Origin of the sequence: Microbacterium sp. SA156 (assembly GCF_049065455.1) — a bacterium.
Classification (GTDB): domain Bacteria; phylum Actinomycetota; class Actinomycetes; order Actinomycetales; family Microbacteriaceae; genus Microbacterium; species Microbacterium barkeri.
Map to the genome: position 1 here is coordinate 28,026 of NZ_JBAKGU010000010.1, position 17,249 is coordinate 45,274.

General features: G+C 72.9%; 16 protein-coding genes. 9 read left to right on the top strand and 7 right to left on the bottom strand.

Annotation, left to right across the window (positions count from 1 at the left end; genetic code table 11):
- The gene (locus ACOWU6_RS10685; protein ID WP_324014883.1) at positions 1-888 is read left to right on the top strand and encodes a siderophore-interacting protein; all 888 of its coding nucleotides are present in this window, start codon (positions 1-3) and stop codon (positions 886-888) included.
- 12 nt (positions 889-900) lie between these two features.
- On the opposite strand, the gene ACOWU6_RS10690 is transcribed toward ACOWU6_RS10685, so the two are convergent.
- Positions 901-1,875 carry a sugar-binding transcriptional regulator gene (locus tag ACOWU6_RS10690; RefSeq protein WP_271171712.1) on the bottom strand — a complete coding sequence of 325 codons (975 nt, stop codon included), beginning with the start codon at positions 1,873-1,875 and terminating at the stop codon, positions 901-903.
- A 109-nt stretch (positions 1,876-1,984) separates the two neighbouring features.
- Here ACOWU6_RS10690 and ACOWU6_RS10695 point away from each other — a divergent pair, with 109 nt between their 5' ends.
- The 3 genes from ACOWU6_RS10695 (at position 1,985) to glpK (ending at position 6,109) form a co-directional block, all read left to right on the top strand.
- On the top strand, positions 1,985-3,691 hold the full coding sequence (locus ACOWU6_RS10695; protein ID WP_271171711.1) for a glycerol-3-phosphate dehydrogenase/oxidase: 1,707 nt from the start codon (positions 1,985-1,987) through the stop codon (positions 3,689-3,691).
- Positions 3,692-3,799: 108 nt separating this feature from the next.
- Complete coding sequence (locus ACOWU6_RS10700) at positions 3,800-4,555, top strand: MIP/aquaporin family protein (protein ID WP_324011437.1); 756 nt, start codon at positions 3,800-3,802, stop codon at positions 4,553-4,555.
- A gap of 39 nt (positions 4,556-4,594) precedes the next feature.
- Complete coding sequence (glpK, locus tag ACOWU6_RS10705) at positions 4,595-6,109, top strand: glycerol kinase GlpK (protein ID WP_271171709.1); 1,515 nt, start codon at positions 4,595-4,597, stop codon at positions 6,107-6,109.
- Between the two features lie 51 nt (positions 6,110-6,160).
- Here glpK and ACOWU6_RS10710 read toward each other — a convergent pair whose 3' ends face one another.
- On the bottom strand, positions 6,161-6,574 hold the full coding sequence (locus ACOWU6_RS10710; protein WP_421075669.1) for a VOC family protein: 414 nt from the start codon (positions 6,572-6,574) through the stop codon (positions 6,161-6,163).
- A 10-nt stretch (positions 6,575-6,584) separates the two neighbouring features.
- Positions 6,585-7,451 carry a LysR family transcriptional regulator gene (locus ACOWU6_RS10715; RefSeq protein ID WP_421075670.1) on the bottom strand — a complete coding sequence of 289 codons (867 nt, stop codon included), beginning with the start codon at positions 7,449-7,451 and terminating at the stop codon, positions 6,585-6,587.
- A 79-nt stretch (positions 7,452-7,530) separates the two neighbouring features.
- Between ACOWU6_RS10715 and ACOWU6_RS10720 the strand changes: the two genes are divergently transcribed.
- Positions 7,531-8,406 (top strand): EamA family transporter, encoded by an 876-nt coding sequence (locus tag ACOWU6_RS10720; RefSeq protein WP_324011445.1) that lies wholly within the window; start codon positions 7,531-7,533, stop codon positions 8,404-8,406.
- A gap of 1 nt (position 8,407) precedes the next feature.
- Here the strand turns inward: ACOWU6_RS10720 and ffh are convergent, their stop codons facing one another.
- The 4 genes from ffh to lipB are packed head-to-tail and all read right to left on the bottom strand — an operon-like array spanning position 8,408 to position 12,221.
- Complete coding sequence (gene ffh, locus ACOWU6_RS10725; RefSeq protein ID WP_421075671.1) at positions 8,408-9,964, bottom strand: signal recognition particle protein; 1,557 nt, start codon at positions 9,962-9,964, stop codon at positions 8,408-8,410.
- Positions 9,965-9,976: 12 nt separating this feature from the next.
- Positions 9,977-10,576 (bottom strand): TetR/AcrR family transcriptional regulator, encoded by a 600-nt coding sequence (locus tag ACOWU6_RS10730; protein ID WP_324011447.1) that lies wholly within the window; start codon positions 10,574-10,576, stop codon positions 9,977-9,979.
- 20 nt (positions 10,577-10,596) lie between these two features.
- Positions 10,597-11,586, bottom strand: a complete 990-nt coding sequence (gene lipA / locus ACOWU6_RS10735; RefSeq protein ID WP_271171703.1) for a lipoyl synthase — start codon at positions 11,584-11,586, stop codon at positions 10,597-10,599.
- Positions 11,583-12,221: a lipoyl(octanoyl) transferase LipB gene (gene lipB / locus ACOWU6_RS10740; RefSeq protein ID WP_271171702.1), complete on the bottom strand. Its 639-nt coding sequence runs from the start codon at positions 12,219-12,221 to the stop codon at positions 11,583-11,585. The genes lipA and lipB overlap by 4 nt, the downstream gene beginning before the upstream one ends.
- A gap of 114 nt (positions 12,222-12,335) precedes the next feature.
- On the opposite strand from lipB, the gene ACOWU6_RS10745 reads away from it, so the two are divergent.
- From ACOWU6_RS10745 to ACOWU6_RS10760, 4 genes are read left to right on the top strand one after another with little or no spacing between them, the layout of a single operon-like run.
- Positions 12,336-13,964 (top strand): ABC transporter substrate-binding protein, encoded by a 1,629-nt coding sequence (locus ACOWU6_RS10745; protein WP_421075672.1) that lies wholly within the window; start codon positions 12,336-12,338, stop codon positions 13,962-13,964.
- Between the two features lie 5 nt (positions 13,965-13,969).
- Positions 13,970-14,956, top strand: a complete 987-nt coding sequence (locus tag ACOWU6_RS10750; protein WP_421075673.1) for an ABC transporter permease — start codon at positions 13,970-13,972, stop codon at positions 14,954-14,956.
- Positions 14,953-15,753 carry an ABC transporter permease gene (locus ACOWU6_RS10755; protein WP_421075674.1) on the top strand — a complete coding sequence of 267 codons (801 nt, stop codon included), beginning with the start codon at positions 14,953-14,955 and terminating at the stop codon, positions 15,751-15,753. Before ACOWU6_RS10750 ends, ACOWU6_RS10755 begins: the two co-directional genes overlap by 4 nt.
- The gene (locus ACOWU6_RS10760; RefSeq protein ID WP_421075675.1) at positions 15,750-17,246 is read left to right on the top strand and encodes an ATP-binding cassette domain-containing protein; all 1,497 of its coding nucleotides are present in this window, start codon (positions 15,750-15,752) and stop codon (positions 17,244-17,246) included. Before ACOWU6_RS10755 ends, ACOWU6_RS10760 begins: the two co-directional genes overlap by 4 nt.
- Positions 17,247-17,249 lie beyond the last annotated feature (3 nt).

Here is a 17,249-nt window from a genome sequence, read left to right on the forward strand (position 1 = left end):
ATGGAGTTCTTCCGCGTGTCCGTCGCGCGCATCGCCGACCTCACCCCCAGCTTCCGGCGCTTCACGTTCACAGGCGAGCAGCTGCACCGCTACGGCGACCCCGGCTTCGACCAGCGCATCAAGGTCGTCTTCCCGAGCGCGACGGCGTCGATCGACGACATGCCGACGGGCGAGGACTGGTACACGACCTGGCGAGAGCTCCCGGTCGATCGCCGTCCTCCGTTCCGGACCTACACGACGCGCGCCGTGCGCGGCGACCTCCGCGAGGTCGACGTCGACATGGTCGCGCACGACGTCTCGGGCCCTGCCTCGGCGTGGATCCAGAGCGCGCAGGTGGGCGACGAGCTGCTCATCCTCGCGCCGACGGTCGAGCGCGAGGGCGTGAGCCTCGGCGTCGACTTCGTGCCGCCGGCCGAGGTCGAGCACGTCCTGCTCGCGGGAGACGAGACGGCCGCGCCCGCGATCGCGGTGATCCTCGAGCAGCTCCCCCGCACCGCGCGGGGCACGGTCGTCCTCGAGGTGCCGGACGATCGCGACGCCGCCTACCTGCCCGACCACCCCGGGTTCGCGGTGCACGTGACAGGGCGCGGCTCCCGACAGCGCAACGAGCACCTCGTGCAGACGGTGCGGGATGTCGCGCCCGCGCTGTGCGCGCCGGGCCGCGGCTCCGAGGTGGAGGAGATCGACGTCGACAGCGAGATCCTGTGGGACGTGCCGACGAGGAGGAAGGGCGCGACGGCGCTCCGGAGCGCTCCGCTCTACGCGTGGCTCGCGGGCGAGTCGGCCGGCATCAAGACGCTGCGGCGTCACCTCGTGAGCGAGCACGGCGTCGACCGCCGCGCCGTGGCGTTCATGGGCTACTGGCGTCTCGGCCGATCCGAGATCTGACCGGGGGCGCTCTCAGCTCGCATCGAGGAGGCGGTTCGCGAGGGCCTCGTCGAGCACGACGTCGGTGGCCAGCCCCGCGCCGAGCGCGGCGCGCAGGCTCGCGAGCTTGTGCGCGCCGGCGACCACGCACACGCGACGCGGCACGCGGCGCAGGCGGTCGAGGGTCGGGCCCGTCGCGCGCGCGTTGAGCCGCACGTCGCGCCAGCTGCCGTCCGCCCGGAAGAACACCGTCGCGACGTCGCCGATGACGCGGTCCTCCGAGAGGCTCCGGTAGTCGTCCCTGTCGAGGTAGCCCCCGACGTAGACCCGGCTGGGGACCTCGGCGGACGGCGAGCCCAGGCTGAAGAGCGCGAGATCCATGCGCGCCTGCAGGTCGAGCACCCGCCGGGTGCTCCGCTCGCGCCACATCGCCTCACGCGTGGCCGGGTCGTCGAAGAACGCGGGCACCGGGAACTGCTGCACCTTCGCGCCGAACGCATGCCCGAACCGCTGCAGGATCTCGCTCGAGTACTCGACGCCGGTCGTCTGCGTGTTGCCCGCGCCGTTGAGCTGGACGACGGTCGTGTTGTGGGTCTCCTTCTGGGGGAGGTTGCGGCTCACGGCGCTCAGCGTCGATCCCCATGCGACGCCCACGATCATGTTCGAGTCGACGAACTGCGCCGTCAGACGCGCGGCCGTCATCGCGACGCGCTCGAGGCGATCGACCTCGCTCACGTTCGCGGGCACGGGCACGACGTGCGCGGCCACCCGGAACCGCTCGCTCACCCGCTGCTCGAGCATGCCCCCGCGCTCGAGCGGCGAGTTGATCCGGATGTCCACGAGCCCGATGTCCCGCGCGTGGCTCAGCAGGCGCGAGACCGACGAGCGGGACGTGCCGAGCTCGCGCGCGATCGCCTCCATCGTGCGGTCCTGCATGTAGTAGAGCTGCGCGGCCTTGAGCGCCTGCACGAGCTTCGCGTCCCGGGCTCCCGGCCTCTCCGCGTCCATTCCGCCACCTCTCCGCCGCGCCCCCGCTGCACATATGTGCAGTCGAGTTGTGCACTTGTGTCCTCGGGTCCGAGGCTATACCCGAACCGACACAGAAGAGAGGTCGACGATGATCGATTCCCGTCCTTCCGCCGAGCGCCCGTCCGTCGCGGCCGTCCGCGAGACCGGCCGCACGACGGTCCTCATCATCGGCGGCGGCATCAACGGCATCTCGACCTTCCGCGACCTCGCCCTGCAGGGCGTCGATGTCGTGCTCGTCGAGCGGGGCGACTTCGCCTCGGGAGCCTCCTCGGCGTCGAGCCACATGATCCACGGCGGCATCCGCTACCTCGAGAACGGCGAGTTCCGCCTCGTCCAGGAATCGGTCCAGGAGCGCAACGGACTCCTCAAGATCGCCCCGCACTACGTCAAGCCGCTCGAGACGACGATCCCGATCTACTCGACCTTCTCGGGCATCCTCTCGGCGCCCATGCGCTTCCTCACGCACCGATCGGGCAAGCCGCAGGAGCGCGGGGCCGCGCTCATCAAGATCGGCCTGACCATCTACGACACCTTCTCGCGCGACGGCGGCATGGTGCCGCGGCACCGCTTCCTCGGCCGCCGCAGGTCGCTCGAGGAGCTTCCCGCCCTCGACCCCAGGATCAAGTACACGGCGACGTACTTCGACGCGTCGATGCACGACCCCGAGCGCCTCGCGCTCGACGTCCTGCTCGACGGCATCGCGGCGCACCCGGGGGCGCAGGCGCTCAACTACGTCGAGGCGGTCGGCCGCACCGACGACGGCGTGATCGTGCGCGACCGGGAGACCGGCGAGACGTTCCCCATCGCGGCGGACGTCGTCGTGAACGCGTCGGGCCCGTGGACCGACCTCACGAACGAGGCGCTCGGCACCGAGACGCGCTTCATGGGCGGCACGAAGGGCTCGCACATCGTCCTCGATCACCCCGAGCTGCTCGCGGCGACCAAGGGGCGCGAGATCTTCTTCGAGCACTCGGACGGGCGCATCGTGCTCATCTACCCGCTCAAGGGCCGCGTGCTCGTGGGGACGACCGACATCGACGCCGACCCGAGCACGCCGGCGGTGTGCACCGAGGAGGAGGTCGACTACTTCTTCGACCTCATCCACCACGTCTTCCCCCAGATCGCCGTCGACCGCGGCCAGATCGTCTACCGTTTCGCGGGCATCCGCCCGCTCCCCCGCCACGAGGACACCGCACCCGGCTTCGTCTCGCGCGACTACCGGGTCGAGATCGACCGCTCGGGGCGCGTCCCGCTCCTCAGCCTCGTGGGCGGCAAGTGGACGACCTTCCGCGCGCTCGGCGAGTCGCTGTCGAACACGGTCCTCGACCTCCTCGGCCGCACCCGCACCGTCAAGACGGCCGGTCGCCCGATCGGCGGCGGCCGCGACTTCCCGCGCACGCCGGCCGACCGCCGGGCGTGGACCTCCGCGCACCTCGCCGGAGCGGGCGAGCGCGCCGACGCCCTTCTCACGCGGTACGGCACGCGCGCCGCGGCCGTCTGGGACTTCATCGCCCAGGGCGACGACGCGCCGCTCGCGCGCGGCGACCTCTCCACGCGCGAACTGGCGTGGATGGTGCAGGACGAGCACGTCGTCCACCTCGCCGACGTCGTGCTGCGCCGCACGAGCATCGCCTTCACCGGAGGCGCGGACGCGGACATCCTCGACGAGCTGGCCGACGCGCTCGCGCCGCTGCTCGGCTGGGACGCCGCTCGGCGCGATGATGAGGTCGAGCAGGCCCGCACGATCCTCAACGACTTCCACGGACTCACGATCCCCGACCGCACGCGTCACTGACGCACGGGCGCAGGGGCCTCCCTCCTCGGGGCCCCGACCGGAGACATCTCCGCTCACTCCCGTGCGACGGCAGAGGGGCCGCCGCACTCACGAAAGGTCGAAGAAGACATGAACGAAGTGAACCTCGGGCTCTACTTCCTGTCCGAGATGGTCGGAACGGGGATGCTGATCCTGCTCGGATGCGGCGTCGTCGCGAACGTCGTGCTCGCGAAGAACAAGGGCTTCGGCGGCGGCTTCCTGATGGTGAACTGGGGATGGGGCCTCGCGGTCTTCGCGGGCGTGCTCGCCTCCGCGTACTCCGGCGCGATCCTCAACCCCGCCGTCGGCATCGGCCTGCTCCTCGCGGGCAAGATCACCTTCACGATGTTCCTCGTGGCCACGGCCGCCGAGCTCGTCGGCGCGATCATCGGCGCTGTCCTGTGCTGGGCGGCCTACCGCCAGCACTTCGACGTCGAGGAGGACCCCGCGAACAAGCTGGGCGTGTTCTCGACGGGCCCGGCCATCCGCTCCTACGGCCACAACCTCATCACCGAGATCATCGGCACGTTCGTGCTCGTGTTCATCATCTTCGCGTTCGCCGACTACGGCGACATCGAGGTGGGCGTGCCCGGCGGCCTCGGCCCGCTCACGGCCCTGCCGGTCGCGCTGCTCGTCGTCAGCATCGGCGCCTCGCTCGGCGGCCCCACGGGCTACGCGATCAACCCGGCCCGCGACCTCGGTCCGCGCATCGCGCACGCCATCCTGCCCATCAAGGGCAAGGGCTCGAGCGACTGGGGCTACTCGTGGGTCCCCGTCGTGGGCCCGCTCATCGGCGGCGCGATCGCCGCCCTCGCCGCACCCGCGCTCCTCGGCCTCGCCGCCTGAGCACCCGCCATCCGCATCCGCGTTCAAAGGAGAATCACCATGGCCGACTACATCATCGCGATCGACCAGGGCACGACGTCGAGCCGCGCGATCATCTTCGACAAGAAGGGCAGCATCGTCGCGACCGGTCAGAAGGAGCACGAGCAGATCCTGCCGAAGGCCGGCTGGGTCGAGCACGACCCGATCGAGATCTGGCGCAACGTGCAGGAGGTCATCGGCCTCGCGCTGAGCCGCGCAGACCTCACCCGCCACGACATCGCGGCGGTGGGCATCACGAACCAGCGCGAGACGGCCGTCGTGTGGGACCGCACGACGGGCAAGCCGGTCTACAACGCGATCGTCTGGCAGGACACGCGCACGCAGGACATCGTCGACCGCCTCGCGGCCGACGGGGGCGGCGACCGGTTCAAGCAGGTCGTCGGCCTCCCGCTCGCCACCTACTTCTCCGGCACGAAGATCACCTGGATCCTCGAGAACGTCGAGGGCGCGCGCGAGAAGGCCGAGGCGGGCGACCTCGCGTTCGGCACGACCGACTCGTGGGTGCTCTGGAACCTCACCGGGGGGACGGACGGCGGCGTCCACGTCACCGACGTGACGAACGCCTCGCGCACGATGTTCATGGACCTCGAGACGCTCGAGTGGCGCGACGACATCCTCGAGGCGTTCGGCGTGCCGCGCTCGATGATGCCCGAGATCCGCTCGTCCTCCGAGGTCTACGGCGCGGCCGAGAGCTCGTCGCTCCTGCGCGAGACCCCCATCGCCGGCATCCTGGGCGACCAGCAGGCCGCGACCTTCGGCCAGGCCGCCTTCCAGAAGGGCGAGAGCAAGAACACCTACGGCACGGGCTGCTTCCTCATCTTCAACACGGGCGAGGACATCGTCCACTCGAAGAACGGGCTCCTCACGACCGTCGGCTACAAGCTCGGCGACGGGCCGACGCACTACGCCCTGGAGGGCTCGATCGCGGTCACGGGCTCGCTCATCCAGTGGCTGCGGGATCAGCTCGGGATCATCCAGACGGCGCCCGAGGTCGAGGAGCTCGCGCGCCAGGTCGAGGACAACGGCGGCGTGTACATCGTCCCCGCGTTCTCGGGCCTGTTCGCTCCGTACTGGCGGCCGGATGCGCGCGGTGCGATCGTGGGCCTGACCCGCTACGCGAACCGGAACCACATCGCGCGCGCCGCCCTCGAGGCCGTGGCGTACCAGACGCGCGACGTGCTCGACGCCGTGAACGCCGACGCGGGCGTGGACCTCACCGAGCTCAAGGTCGACGGCGGCATGGTCGCCAACGACGCGCTCATGCAGTTCCAGGCCGACGTGCTCGGCGTGCCGGTCGTCCGCCCCGTCGTCGCCGAGACGACGGCGCTCGGCGCTGCCTACGCCGCGGGCCTCGCCGTGGGCTTCTGGAACGGCCTCGACGACCTGTCCGCGAACTGGCAGGAGGACAAGCGCTGGGAGCCGACGATGGAGGAGGGCGAGCGCGACCGCCTGCTGCGGCAGTGGCGCAAGGCCGTCACGAAGTCGATGGACTGGGTCGACGACGACGTCGCGTGACCTGTGCGCACGGCGGGCCCGGAGGAGCGATCCTCCGGGCCCGCCGTCGCGTCAGGGCAGCAGGCTCTCGCCCAGGGGCGACGGGTTGACGGCGACCTCCCATCGGAAGCCGTCGGGGTCGGCGAAGTAGCCGGAGTAGCCGCCCCACTCGCGCTGCTGCGCCGCGACGACGGCCGTCGCGCCGGCGGTCCGCGCCTGCGCGAGCACGGCGTCGACCTGCGCGGGCTCGGCGACGTTGTGCGCGAGCGTGACCGGCGGTGTGCCTCCGCGGGTGACCGCGCCGATCTCCTCCTCGGCGTGAGCGCGATCCCAGAGGGAGAGGAGGAGCCGCTCCCCCACGCGGATCATGAGCACCTCGCCGGGCGCCTCGAACTCGGCGCGCCATGCGAGTCCTTCGATGTAGAACCGCCGCGAGGCCGCGACGTCGTCGACCACGAGCGTGATGAGGCTGATCCGCTGGTCCATGGCGCCAGTCTCACACGATGAGCGGCAGGAGCGCACGCGCCGCCGCGCGCGGGGCGCGGGCGTCCCACGCGACGTGCTCGGCGCGCACCGGACCGTCGCTCACGGGCACCGCCGCGATCGCGCGGTCGTCCCTCGGGACGACCCCCGGCGGCAGGAGCGTGACCGCGAGGCCCGCGGCCGCGAGGCCGCGCAGATGATCGGCCGTGCCCGCCTCGAACGCGACGTCGCGCGCGATGCCGGCCGACGCGAACGCATGATCGGACTGCTCCCGCCCTGAGGTGCCGGAGGGGAAGTCGGCGAAGACCGCGTCCGCGAGGTCGGCGAGCGAGAGGATCTCGCGGGACGCGAGCGGATGGCCGCCCGGCAGCACCGCGACCAGGGCCTCCCGTGCGAGCACCCGCGAGGCGACACCCTCGGGCACGAGGCCGTCCCGCAGGCCGAGGAGGGCGACGTCGAGCGCGCCCGCGCGCACGGCGGGCACCATCTCGTCGCTGTTGCCCATCCGCAGCTCGACGCGCACGTGCGGATGCTCCGCGCGGAAGCGCCCGAGCACCGCCGGGACGTCGACGGCCGTGACCGTCGGGATGACGCCCATGCGCAGCGTCCCGCGCACCTCTCCGGCGGCCGACGCGGCCTCCTCCCTGGCGCGGTCGGCTGCCAGGAGCGCCTCGCGCGCGTGCGCCGCGAACGCCTCGCCCGCCTCCGTCACGCGCACCGCCCTGCTCGTCCGCGCGAACAGGCGCGTCCCGATCTCGCGCTCGAGCGCAGCGATCTGGTGACTGAGGGCCGACTGCGTCACGTGGCAGCGCGCCGCGGCGCGCGTGAACCCGCCCTCCTCGATCACGGCGACGACGTAGCGCATCTGCTGGAGCTCCATGCATCCATGATCCCGCTTCATCATTCAGATGAGAAGGATGCGTTGGACTCATCCCGATAGCGGGGCGGAGGCTGGAGCCATGAGCGCTCCCGTCACCGTCCTCCTCACCGCCCTCGCGCCGATCGCGTGGGGCACGACCTACATCGTGACGAGCGAGCTCCTGCCGCCAGGGCATCCCCTCTTCGCGGCGCTCCTGCGCGCCCTGCCCGCGGGGCTCCTCGCGCTCGCGATCGGCCGCGCGCTGCCCCGCGGCGTCTGGTGGGCTCGCGCCGCGCTCCTGGGCGCGCTGAACATCGGCGCGTTCTTCCCGCTGCTCTTCCTCGCGGCCGAGCGCCTTCCCGGCGGCGTCGCCGCGGCCGTCGGCGGCGCGCAGCCGGTCATCGTCGTGCTCCTGTCGGCCGTGGTGCTGCGCACCCCGGTGCGCCCGCGGCCGCTCGCGATCGGCGCGGCCGGCGCGGTCGGCGTGGCGCTCGTCGTCCTCGGGCCGAGCGCCGCTCTCGATCCGATCGGCGTCGCCGCGGCGATCGGCGGGACCGCCTCGATGGCGCTCGGGCTCGTCCTCACGAAGCGCTGGGGGCGCCCCGAGGGCGTGGGCGCGATCTCCTACGCCGGCTGGCAGCTGACGGCGGGCGGTCTCGTCCTGCTGCCGGCCGTGCTCGCCGTCGAGGGCGTCCCCGCGCGCATCGACGGCGCTGCGGTCGCCGGGTACGTCTGGCTCGCGACGGCGGGCGGCATCGTCGCGTACACTCTGTGGTTCCGGGGGATCCAGCGGCTGCCGGCATTCGCCGCGGGGCTGCTCGGCCTGCTCTCGCCCGTGGTCGCGACGCTCATCGGCGTCGCCGTGCTCGGCGAGACCTTCACGCCCGTGCAGGCGGCGGGGATCGCGCTCGCTCTCGGCGCGCTCATCATCGGCCAGGTGCCCGCGCGGCGCGCCCAGGTCGTGGGCGGGGCCTGACTCAGCCCTTGCCGAAGAGCTTCTGGATCTCGACGAGATCGGCCTCGCTCGGCGCCGGCGCGCCCGCGCCGAGACCGAAGCCCGAGCCGCTGGGCGCGGGCGCCGCCGGCAGAGCGGCGTTCTCGGCGGCGCGCTTGGCCGGGTTGCCCGAGCGCGACCCCTGGCCCTTCTTGCCCTTCTTGCCGCGCTTGGCGGAGGCACCCGGCCGGCCCATGCCGGGCATCGCGCCCATGCCGGGGATGCTCGGGGTGCCGCCGCGGGCGACGGTCTTCATCATCTTCGCCGCCTGCTCGAAGCGGTTCACGAGCTGGTTGACGTCGGTGACCGTCACGCCGGAGCCCTTCGCGATGCGCAGGCGGCGGGAGCCGTTGAGGATCTTCGTGTTCGCGCGCTCCGCAGGCGTCATCGAGCGGATGATCGCCTCGGTGCGGTCGATCTCGCGCTCGTCGAAGTCCTCGAGCTGCTGCTTCATCTGGCCCATGCCCGGGAGCATCCCGAGCATCTTCTTCATCGACCCCATCTTCTTCAGCTGCTGCATCTGCTGCAGGAAGTCGTCGAGGGTGAACTGGTCGGTCGCGAACTTCTCGGCGACCTTCCGCGCCTCCTCCTCGTCGAACGCCTGCTGGGCCTGCTCGATGAGGGTGAGGATGTCGCCGAGGTCGAGGATGCGGCTCGCCATGCGGTCGGGGTGGAAGTCCTCGAGGTCGTCGAGGCCCTCGCCGGTCGACGCGAAGATGATCGGGCGCCCGGTCACGGACGCGACCGAGAGCGCCGCGCCGCCTCGCGCGTCGCCGTCGAGCTTCGACAGCACGACGCCGGTGAAGTCCACGCCGTCCTGGAAGGCCTTCGCGGTGTTGACCGCGTCCTGTCCGATCATCGCGTCGATGACGAAGAGCACCTCGTCGGGCTGCGTCGCGCGGCGGATGTCGGAGGCCTGCTTCATGAGCTCGGCGTCGACGCCGAGACGGCCGGCGGTGTCGATGATCACGACGTCGTGCTGCTGGCGGCGCGCGTGCTCGACGCCGTCGCGCGCGACCCGCACGGGGTCGCCGACGCCGTTGCCGGGCTCGGGCGCGTAGATCGCGGCCCCCGCGCGCTCGGCGACGACCTGGAGCTGGTTCACGGCGTTGGGGCGCTGCAGGTCGGCGGCGATGAGGAGCGGCGTGTGGCCGTCCTTCTCGAGACGCTTGGCGAGCTTGCCGGCGAATGTCGTCTTGCCCGAGCCCTGAAGGCCCGCGAGCATGATGACCGTCGGCGGGTTCTTCGCGAACGCCAGACGGCGCTGCTCGCCGCCGAGGATGCCCACGAGCTCCTCGTTGACGATCTGCACGACCTGCTGCGCGGGGTTGAGCGCCCGGTTGACGTCGTCGCCCAGCGCGCGCTCGCGCACGCGCCCCGTGAACTCCTTGACCACCTGCAGCGCGACATCCGCATCGAGGAGTGCGCGGCGGATCTCGCGCACGGTCCCGTCGACGTCCGCGGGCGAGAGCTTGCCCTTCGTGCGGAGGTTGCGGAAGGTGTCGGTGAGGCGCTCGGAGAGCGTGCCGAAAGTAGCCATGATGGGTCGATTTTACCCGGCGCCGGACGTCGACGCGCGCGGCGGGTCGACGGGGACGGAGCCGAGCGCCTCGGCGACGACGTCGCCGAGCGAGCGCGCTCCGGGCCCGACGTGCGCCCAGTGACGCAGCGCGCTCATCACGGCGCCCGCGTACGCGGCTCCGAGCACGTCGGCCGGGATGGACGCCCGACCGGCGTGCCGCAGCGCGGCGGCGACGGTCGCGGCGATCCGCGCCATCCGCACCGCCGACTCGCGCTCGAGGTCCGCTGCGATGCCCATGGCGTCGGCGTTCGCGATCGCGAGGGCGAGCGCGTCGGGCCGCAGCCCGTCGGCGAAGGCGCGCAGCGCCTCGACGATCGCGGGCCCGTCGACGCCCGGAGCGTCCAGCGCGCGCTCGAGGGCCGCGGCGCGCTCGTCGAAGCCGGCCCACAGGAGCGCCGACTTCGACGACGCGTAGTTGAAGAAGCTGGAGCGGCTCACGCCCGCGCGGTTCGCGATGTCGGCGATCGACGTCGCATCGAAGCCCTGCTCGAGGAAGAGCTCGCACGCGGCCTCGGCGAGCATCTCGAGCGAGGACGCGCGCGGTCGCCCCGCTCCCCTCGTCCTGGCCATCCGTTCCAGGCTAGCCGCCGTCAGACCGCCTGGGCGAAGCCGAGGTCGGCCGACGCCGCGATGTGCGCGAGGTGCTCGGGGATCTCCCGCCCCTTCGAGATCATCGACTGCGCCCAGAGGCGCCCGGCACGGTACGACGACCGCACGAGCGGACCCGCGAGCACGCCGAGGAACCCGATGCGCTCCGCCTCCTCCTTGAACCCGATGAACTCCTCGGGCTTGACCCAGCGGTGCACGGGGAGGTGACGCGGCGACGGCCGCAGGTACTGCGTGATCGTGATGATGTCGCAGCCCGCGTCGTGGAGGTCCTGCAGCGCCTGGACCACCTCGTGCGGCTCCTCGCCCATGCCGAGGATGAGGTTCGACTTCGTGATGAGCCCGGCGGCGCGCGCCTGCGTGAGGACGTCGAGCGAGCGCTCGTAGCGGAACGCCGGCCGGATCCGCTTGAAGATGCGCGGCACCGTCTCGACGTTGTGCGCGAACACCTCGGGACGCGCGTCGAAGATCTGCCCCAGGAGCGCGGGATCCGCATTGTGCTCGTTCGCGAGGAGCTCGACGCCCGTGTTCGGGTTGAGCTCGTGGATCTTCCGCACGGTCTCGGCGTTGAGCCACGCGCCCGTGTCGGGCAGGTCGTCGCGGGCCACGCTCGTCACCGTCGCGTAGCGCAGGCCCATCCGCTGGACGCTCTCCGCGACGCGGCGCGGCTCGTCGGTGTCGTACTCGGCCGGCTTCCCCGTGTCGATCTGGCAGAAGTCGCAGCGGCGGGTGCACTGCGAGCCGCCGATGAGGAAGGTCGCCTCGCGGTCCTCCCAGCACTCGAAGATGTTGGGGCATCCCGCCTCCTGGCACACCGTGTGCAGGTCCTCGCTCTTCACGAGCGAGTGGAGCGCCTGGTACTCGGGGCCCAGCTTGGCTGTCGTCTTGATCCAGGACGGCTTGCGCTCGATCGGCGTCTGCGCGTTGCGCACCTCGAGCCGCAGCAGGCGGCGTCCGTCGGGAGCGGCGCTCACGCGGTCACCTCCGCGTCCTCGGCGGCGAAGGCCGACACGACCGAGTCGACGACGTCGGCGGGCGAGATGATCCGGCCGGCGTGCGAGCTCATCGTCGTCACCCCCGCATCGGTGATGCCGCAGGGGATGATGCCGCCGAACCCCTCGAGCGTGTTGTCGCAGTTGATCGCGAAGCCGTGCATCGACACGCCCTGCGCGACGCGCACGCCGATCGCGGCGACCTTCTCCTCGCGGAGCACGCCCTGCACCCACACGCCGCTGCGGCCGTCGACCTGGAACCCCTCCACACCGTGCTCGGCGAGCACGCCGATGAGGATCCGCTCGAGCCGCCGCACGTGGTCGACGACGGCGAACCGCTCGGGCAGGCGGAGGATCGGGTAGCCGACCAGCTGGCCGGGCCCGTGCCAGGTGATCTTGCCTCCGCGGTCGACGTCGACGACGGGAGTGCCGTCCTGAGGGCGCTCGTGCGGCTCGGTGCGCTTGCCCGCCGTGTACACGGCCTCGTGCTCGAGCAGGATGAGCGTGTCGGAGCGCTCGCCGGCGACCACGTCGGCGTGGATGCGGCGCTGCAGGGACCAGCCCTCCAGATAGGGAACGTAGTCGGGCGCGAGACCCGCCAGCAGGACGTCCATCACGGCGTCTCCTCCTCGGTGTTTCTGGATCCCGTCCAACAATACCCGCCGCCGCGCCCCGGGGCTGCCGGCGCCGGTAAAGTTGGACGCTGTCCACCTTTCCCGTCGAAAGCAGCCATGTCCTCACGCGCCCTGTCCGCCGCCGTCCTCGTCCTCCCCGTCGCGCTCCTCGCGGCCTGCGCTCCCGCGGCGCCCGGCGACGGCGCGGCGTCGCCATCCGCCGGCGGAACGCTCGTCTACGCGACCGGCGATGCGGAGCCCACCTGCCTCGACCCGCACGTGGGCGGCAACTACCCGCAGGCCCTGCTCAGCTCGCAGTACCTCGAGCCGCTCTTCGGCCGCGACGCCGACGGCACGATGCGACCCTGGCTCGCGACGGACTGGGAGACGTCGGAGGACGGACTGACCTGGGACATCACGCTGCGCGACGACGTCTCGTTCACCGACGGAACGCCCTTCGACGCCGAGGCAGTCAAGGCCAACATCGAGCACCTGCAGGACCCGGACACGGCGTCCTCGACGGGCTACCTGGCCGTCGAGCAGATCGAGCAGATCGAGGTCGTCGACGACACGCACGTGCGCTTCCGCCTCTCGACGCCGAAGTCCGCCCTCCTCGAGGCCCTGAGCCAGCCCTGGACGGCCATGGAGTCGCCGGCGGGCCTCGCACGCGGGCAGGAGGAGAACTGCCTCGCCCCGATCGGGACCGGCCCCTTCGTCGTGCAGGAGTGGACCCCTCAGCAGAGCGTCACGCTCACGCGCAACGAGGACTACGTCGCGTCGAACCCGCACGCCGACCACGACGGGCCCGCGCACCTCGACGGCATCGAGTGGCGCTTCATCCCCGACGCCGCCACGCGCCAGGCCGCACTCGCCTCGGGCGAGGTCGACGTCATCGACAACCCGCTGCCCGCCGACATCGTCGCGGCCCAGCAGCAGGGCATCGAGCACATCGACGCGCCCCGCCCCGCCTCGTCCAACCGCATCGAGCTGAACACGGCCCAGCCCCCGTTCGACGACGTGCGCGTGCGCGAGGCCTTCATCCGCGCCGCCGACCCCACCCCCGGCATCCAGTCGCTGTTCCTCGGCACGGCCGAGCGGTCGTACTCGCCGCTGTCGAGCGTCGAGCCGCTCGCCTACTCCGACGAGGAGCTCTTCGCGACCGATCCCGACGCGGCAGCGGCGCTCCTCGACGAGGCGGGCTGGACCGAGGCCGACGACGACGGGACGCGGATGAAGGACGGGGCGCGCCTCACCGTGCGGTTCCCCGTCTCGACCGACCAGTCGACCGCGGCAGAGCAGTCGCTCTTCGAGCAGATCCAGGCCAACGCCGCGGCGGTCGGATTCGACGTCGTGCTCGACCCGGTCGACCTCTCCACCTGGTACGGCGCGCTCGGCGCGCACGAGTACGAGGCCGTGAGCGCGCCCTACACGATCGTCGGACCGGACGTGCTGCGCATCCTCTACCACTCGTCCGGAACGGTCCCCGCGCCGTCGGGGTACTTCGCGAACCACGCGATGCTCCAGCTGCCCGAGCTCGATGCGGCCCTCGACGCCGCGGCGTCGACGCTCGACCCCGACGAGCGCGCCGAGCGCTACACCGAGGCGCAGCGCATCGTGCTCGAGAGCTTCGCGATCCTGCCCCTCTACGACCAGCAGAACCACTTCCTCGTGGGCGGCGCGACGGGCGTCACGACCCTCGGCACGGTGGCCACGCCCACGTTCGTGAACGCGCGCCTGGCCGATTGAGCCGGATGGCCGCCCTGCGCTGGATCGCCGCGCGCCTCGCGCGCGCGGCGCTCGTGGTCTGGATCGTCGCGACGGTCGTCTTCTTCGCGCTGCGCGCGACGGGCGACCCGCTCGAGGCGATCCTGGGCGGCCCCGGATCCCAGGCCGGGCCCGAGGCGGTCGCCGCCGCGGAGCGCGCGTACGGGCTCGACCAGCCGCTCGTCGTGCAGTACGCCGTGCAGCTCGCGCGGGTCGCGACGCTGCAGCTCGGCGACTCCTATGCGCGCCGCCAGGGCGTGGCCGAGCTCATCGGGCAGCAGCTGCCCTCGACGCTGCTGCTGGCCGTGCTCGCCCTCGGTCTCGCGTGGGTGCTGGCCGTCGCCGGCGCGATCGTCGCCACGTCGGCCCGCGGCCGTGCGGGCCGCGTCGTCGGCGCCGCGCTCCGCGGCGTCGAGGTGACCGCGACGGTCATGCCGCAGTTCTGGCTGGGCGCGGTGCTCATCCTCGTCTTCGCGTCGACGTTCGGCGCCCTCCCCGCCACGAGCGCCGGCAGCTCGCCCGCCGAGCTCGTGCTCCCGGTCGTGACGCTCGCGATCCCGATCGCCGGCTTCCTCGCCCAGGTCTCCCGCGATGCGCTGCTCGAGGCCGATCGCGCCCCGTTCGCGACCACGGCGCGCGCTCGGGGCGCCGGCGAGCCGCGCGTGCTCCTGCGCCACACCCTGCGGCACGCCGCGCTGCCCGCGATCGCGCTGTCGGGATGGGCCTTCGGCAACCTCCTGAGCGGAGCGGTCGTCGTCGAGGTGCTGTTCGCGCGCCCGGGTCTCGGCCGACTGCTCCAGGAGGCCGCGCTCGCGCGGGACGTGCCCGTCGTGATCGGCGCCGTCTCGATCGTCGCGCTCCTCTACGTCGCGGTCGTCGTCCTCTCCGACGCGGCCGAGCTGCTCGTCGACCCGCGCCTGCGCGGTCCGCGGCCGGGTGCCGTCCGCATGCCCGACGTGGCGGTGGGCTCGTGAGGTCGCGCCTCGGCTGGTCGGGCGCGGCCGCGCTCGCGTGCCTCGCTCTCCTCGGCGTGGCGATCATCGCGCCGTCCGTGCTCGCGCCGCAGGATCCGCTCGCGATCGACCCGGCATCCGCGTTCCGCCCGCCCTCCCCCGGCCACCCGCTCGGCACGGACGAGTCGGGGCGCGACGTGCTCGTCCGCATCGTCCACGGCGCGGCGGCGTCGGCGGGCATCGGCGTCTGGGCGACCGCGCTCGGCATCGGCCTCGGCGTCGCGATCGGGTTCGCCGCCGGCCTCGGTCCGCGCTGGCTCGAGGCGGCCCTCGGGCGCGTGGTCGAGGTGCTTTTCGCCCTGCCCACGCTCGTCATGGCGCTCCTCCTCGTCGCGGTGCTCGGCCCCGGCACCCAGAGCTCGGTCCTCGCGATCGGGCTCGCGACCGCTCCGGGCTATGCGCGGATCCTCCGCTCGCGGGTGCGCGGCGTTGCGCGCAGCGACTACGTCGCCTACGCGCGGCTCGAGGGGACCCCTCCCCTGCGCGCCTTCGCGCGCCATATCGCGCCCAACACGCTCTGGCCCCTCGTCGCGACGGCGACCCTCGGCATCGGGCAGGCCATCGTGTGGGTGTCGGCCCTCAGCTTCCTCGGGCTGGGCACGCCGCCGCCGTCGCCCGAATGGGGCGCCATGCTCGACGCGGGCCGTGTCTACATCTCGTACGCCCCGTGGCTGACGATCTTCCCTGGCCTCGCGATCGTCGCCACCGCCACGGCGCTCACCGTCGTCGGCCGCCGCCTGGGAGGGGCAGGCCGATGAGCGTGCTCGACGTCGCCGATCTGCGCGTGCGCCTGCGCGGGGCGGGCGAGGTGCTGAAGGGGATCGACCTGACGCTCGACGCAGGCGAGTGCCTCGCCGTCGTCGGGGAGTCGGGCGCGGGCAAGTCCGTGCTCGCGCGGACGCTCCTCGGCCTCACCCAGACGACGCCCGGCGCCGCGGTCACGGCATCGCGTCTCGCGTTCGCGGGGCGGGACGTGCGGCGGCTCGGCGGGCGCGGATGGCGCCGGCTGCGGGGCGCGGACATCGCACTCGTCCTGCAGGACGCGCTGCAGTCGCTCGACCCCCTGCGCACGATCGAGGACGAGGTCGGCGAGGCGCTCGCGGTGCGCCGCGTGCCGCGGCCCGAGCGCAGGCGCCGCGTGATCGCCGCCCTCGAGAGCGCGGGGCTGCCCGATGCCGCCGGCCGGCTGCGGCAGCGTCCCGGCGAGCTCTCGGGCGGCATGCGCCAGCGCGCGCTCATCGCGTCCGCCATCGTCGGCGGCGCGCGCGTCATCGTCGCCGACGAGCCGACGACGGCGCTCGACGCGACCACCGCGGTCCGCGTGCTGGATCTGCTCGCGCGCCTGCGGGACGAGGGGGCGGCTCTCCTCCTCATCAGCCACGACCTCGGCGCGGTCGCGCGTGTCGCGGACCGCGTCGCGGTCCTCGACGCCGGACGCATCGTGGAGGCCGGCGCGGCCGAGACCGTCCTCGCCGCGCCGACCCACGCGGTCACGCGCGCGCTGCTCGCGGCGCGTCCTCGCGGGCCGCGGCCCGCGCCATCCTCCCCTGCCGGCCCCGTGCTGCTGCGGGGCGAGGGCCTCGTCCTGCGGTATCGCGGGCCATCCGGCGCGCCCACGGCGGCCGTGGACGGCGTGGACGTCGTCGTGCGCCGCGGCGAGACGCTCGGCGTCGTCGGCGAGTCGGGCTCGGGCAAGTCGACGCTCGCGCGCCTCCTCATCGGAGCGGTGGCGCCCGATGCGGGTCGGCGGGTGCTCGCCGCCCCGGCGCCGCGCGTGCGCCTCGTCCCGCAGGATCCGCTGGCCTCGTTCGACCCGCGCCACGACGTCGCGCGCATCCTGCGGCACTCTCATCGGGATGGCGCACCCGCGCCCGCGCAGCTGCTCGCGCGGGTAGGCCTCGACGCGTCGATCCTCGCGCGGCGCCCGGCGGAGCTGTCCGGAGGGCAGCGCCAGCGCGTCGCCATCGCCCGGGCTCTCGCGGGCCGTCCCGACGTGCTCGTCTGCGACGAGCCGGTCTCGGCGCTCGACGTCACGACGCAGGCCGGCATCCTCCGGCTGCTCGACGGCCTCCAGCGCGACGAGGGCCTCGGCATCGTGTTCATCTCGCACGACCTCGCGGTCGTGCGCCTCGTCAGCGACCGCGTCGCCGTGATGCAGGACGGGCGGATCGTCGAGACGGGCGCCACCGAGGACGTCTACGCCTCGCCGGCGCACCTCTTCACGCGCGAGCTCATCGCGGCGTCGCGCTGAGGC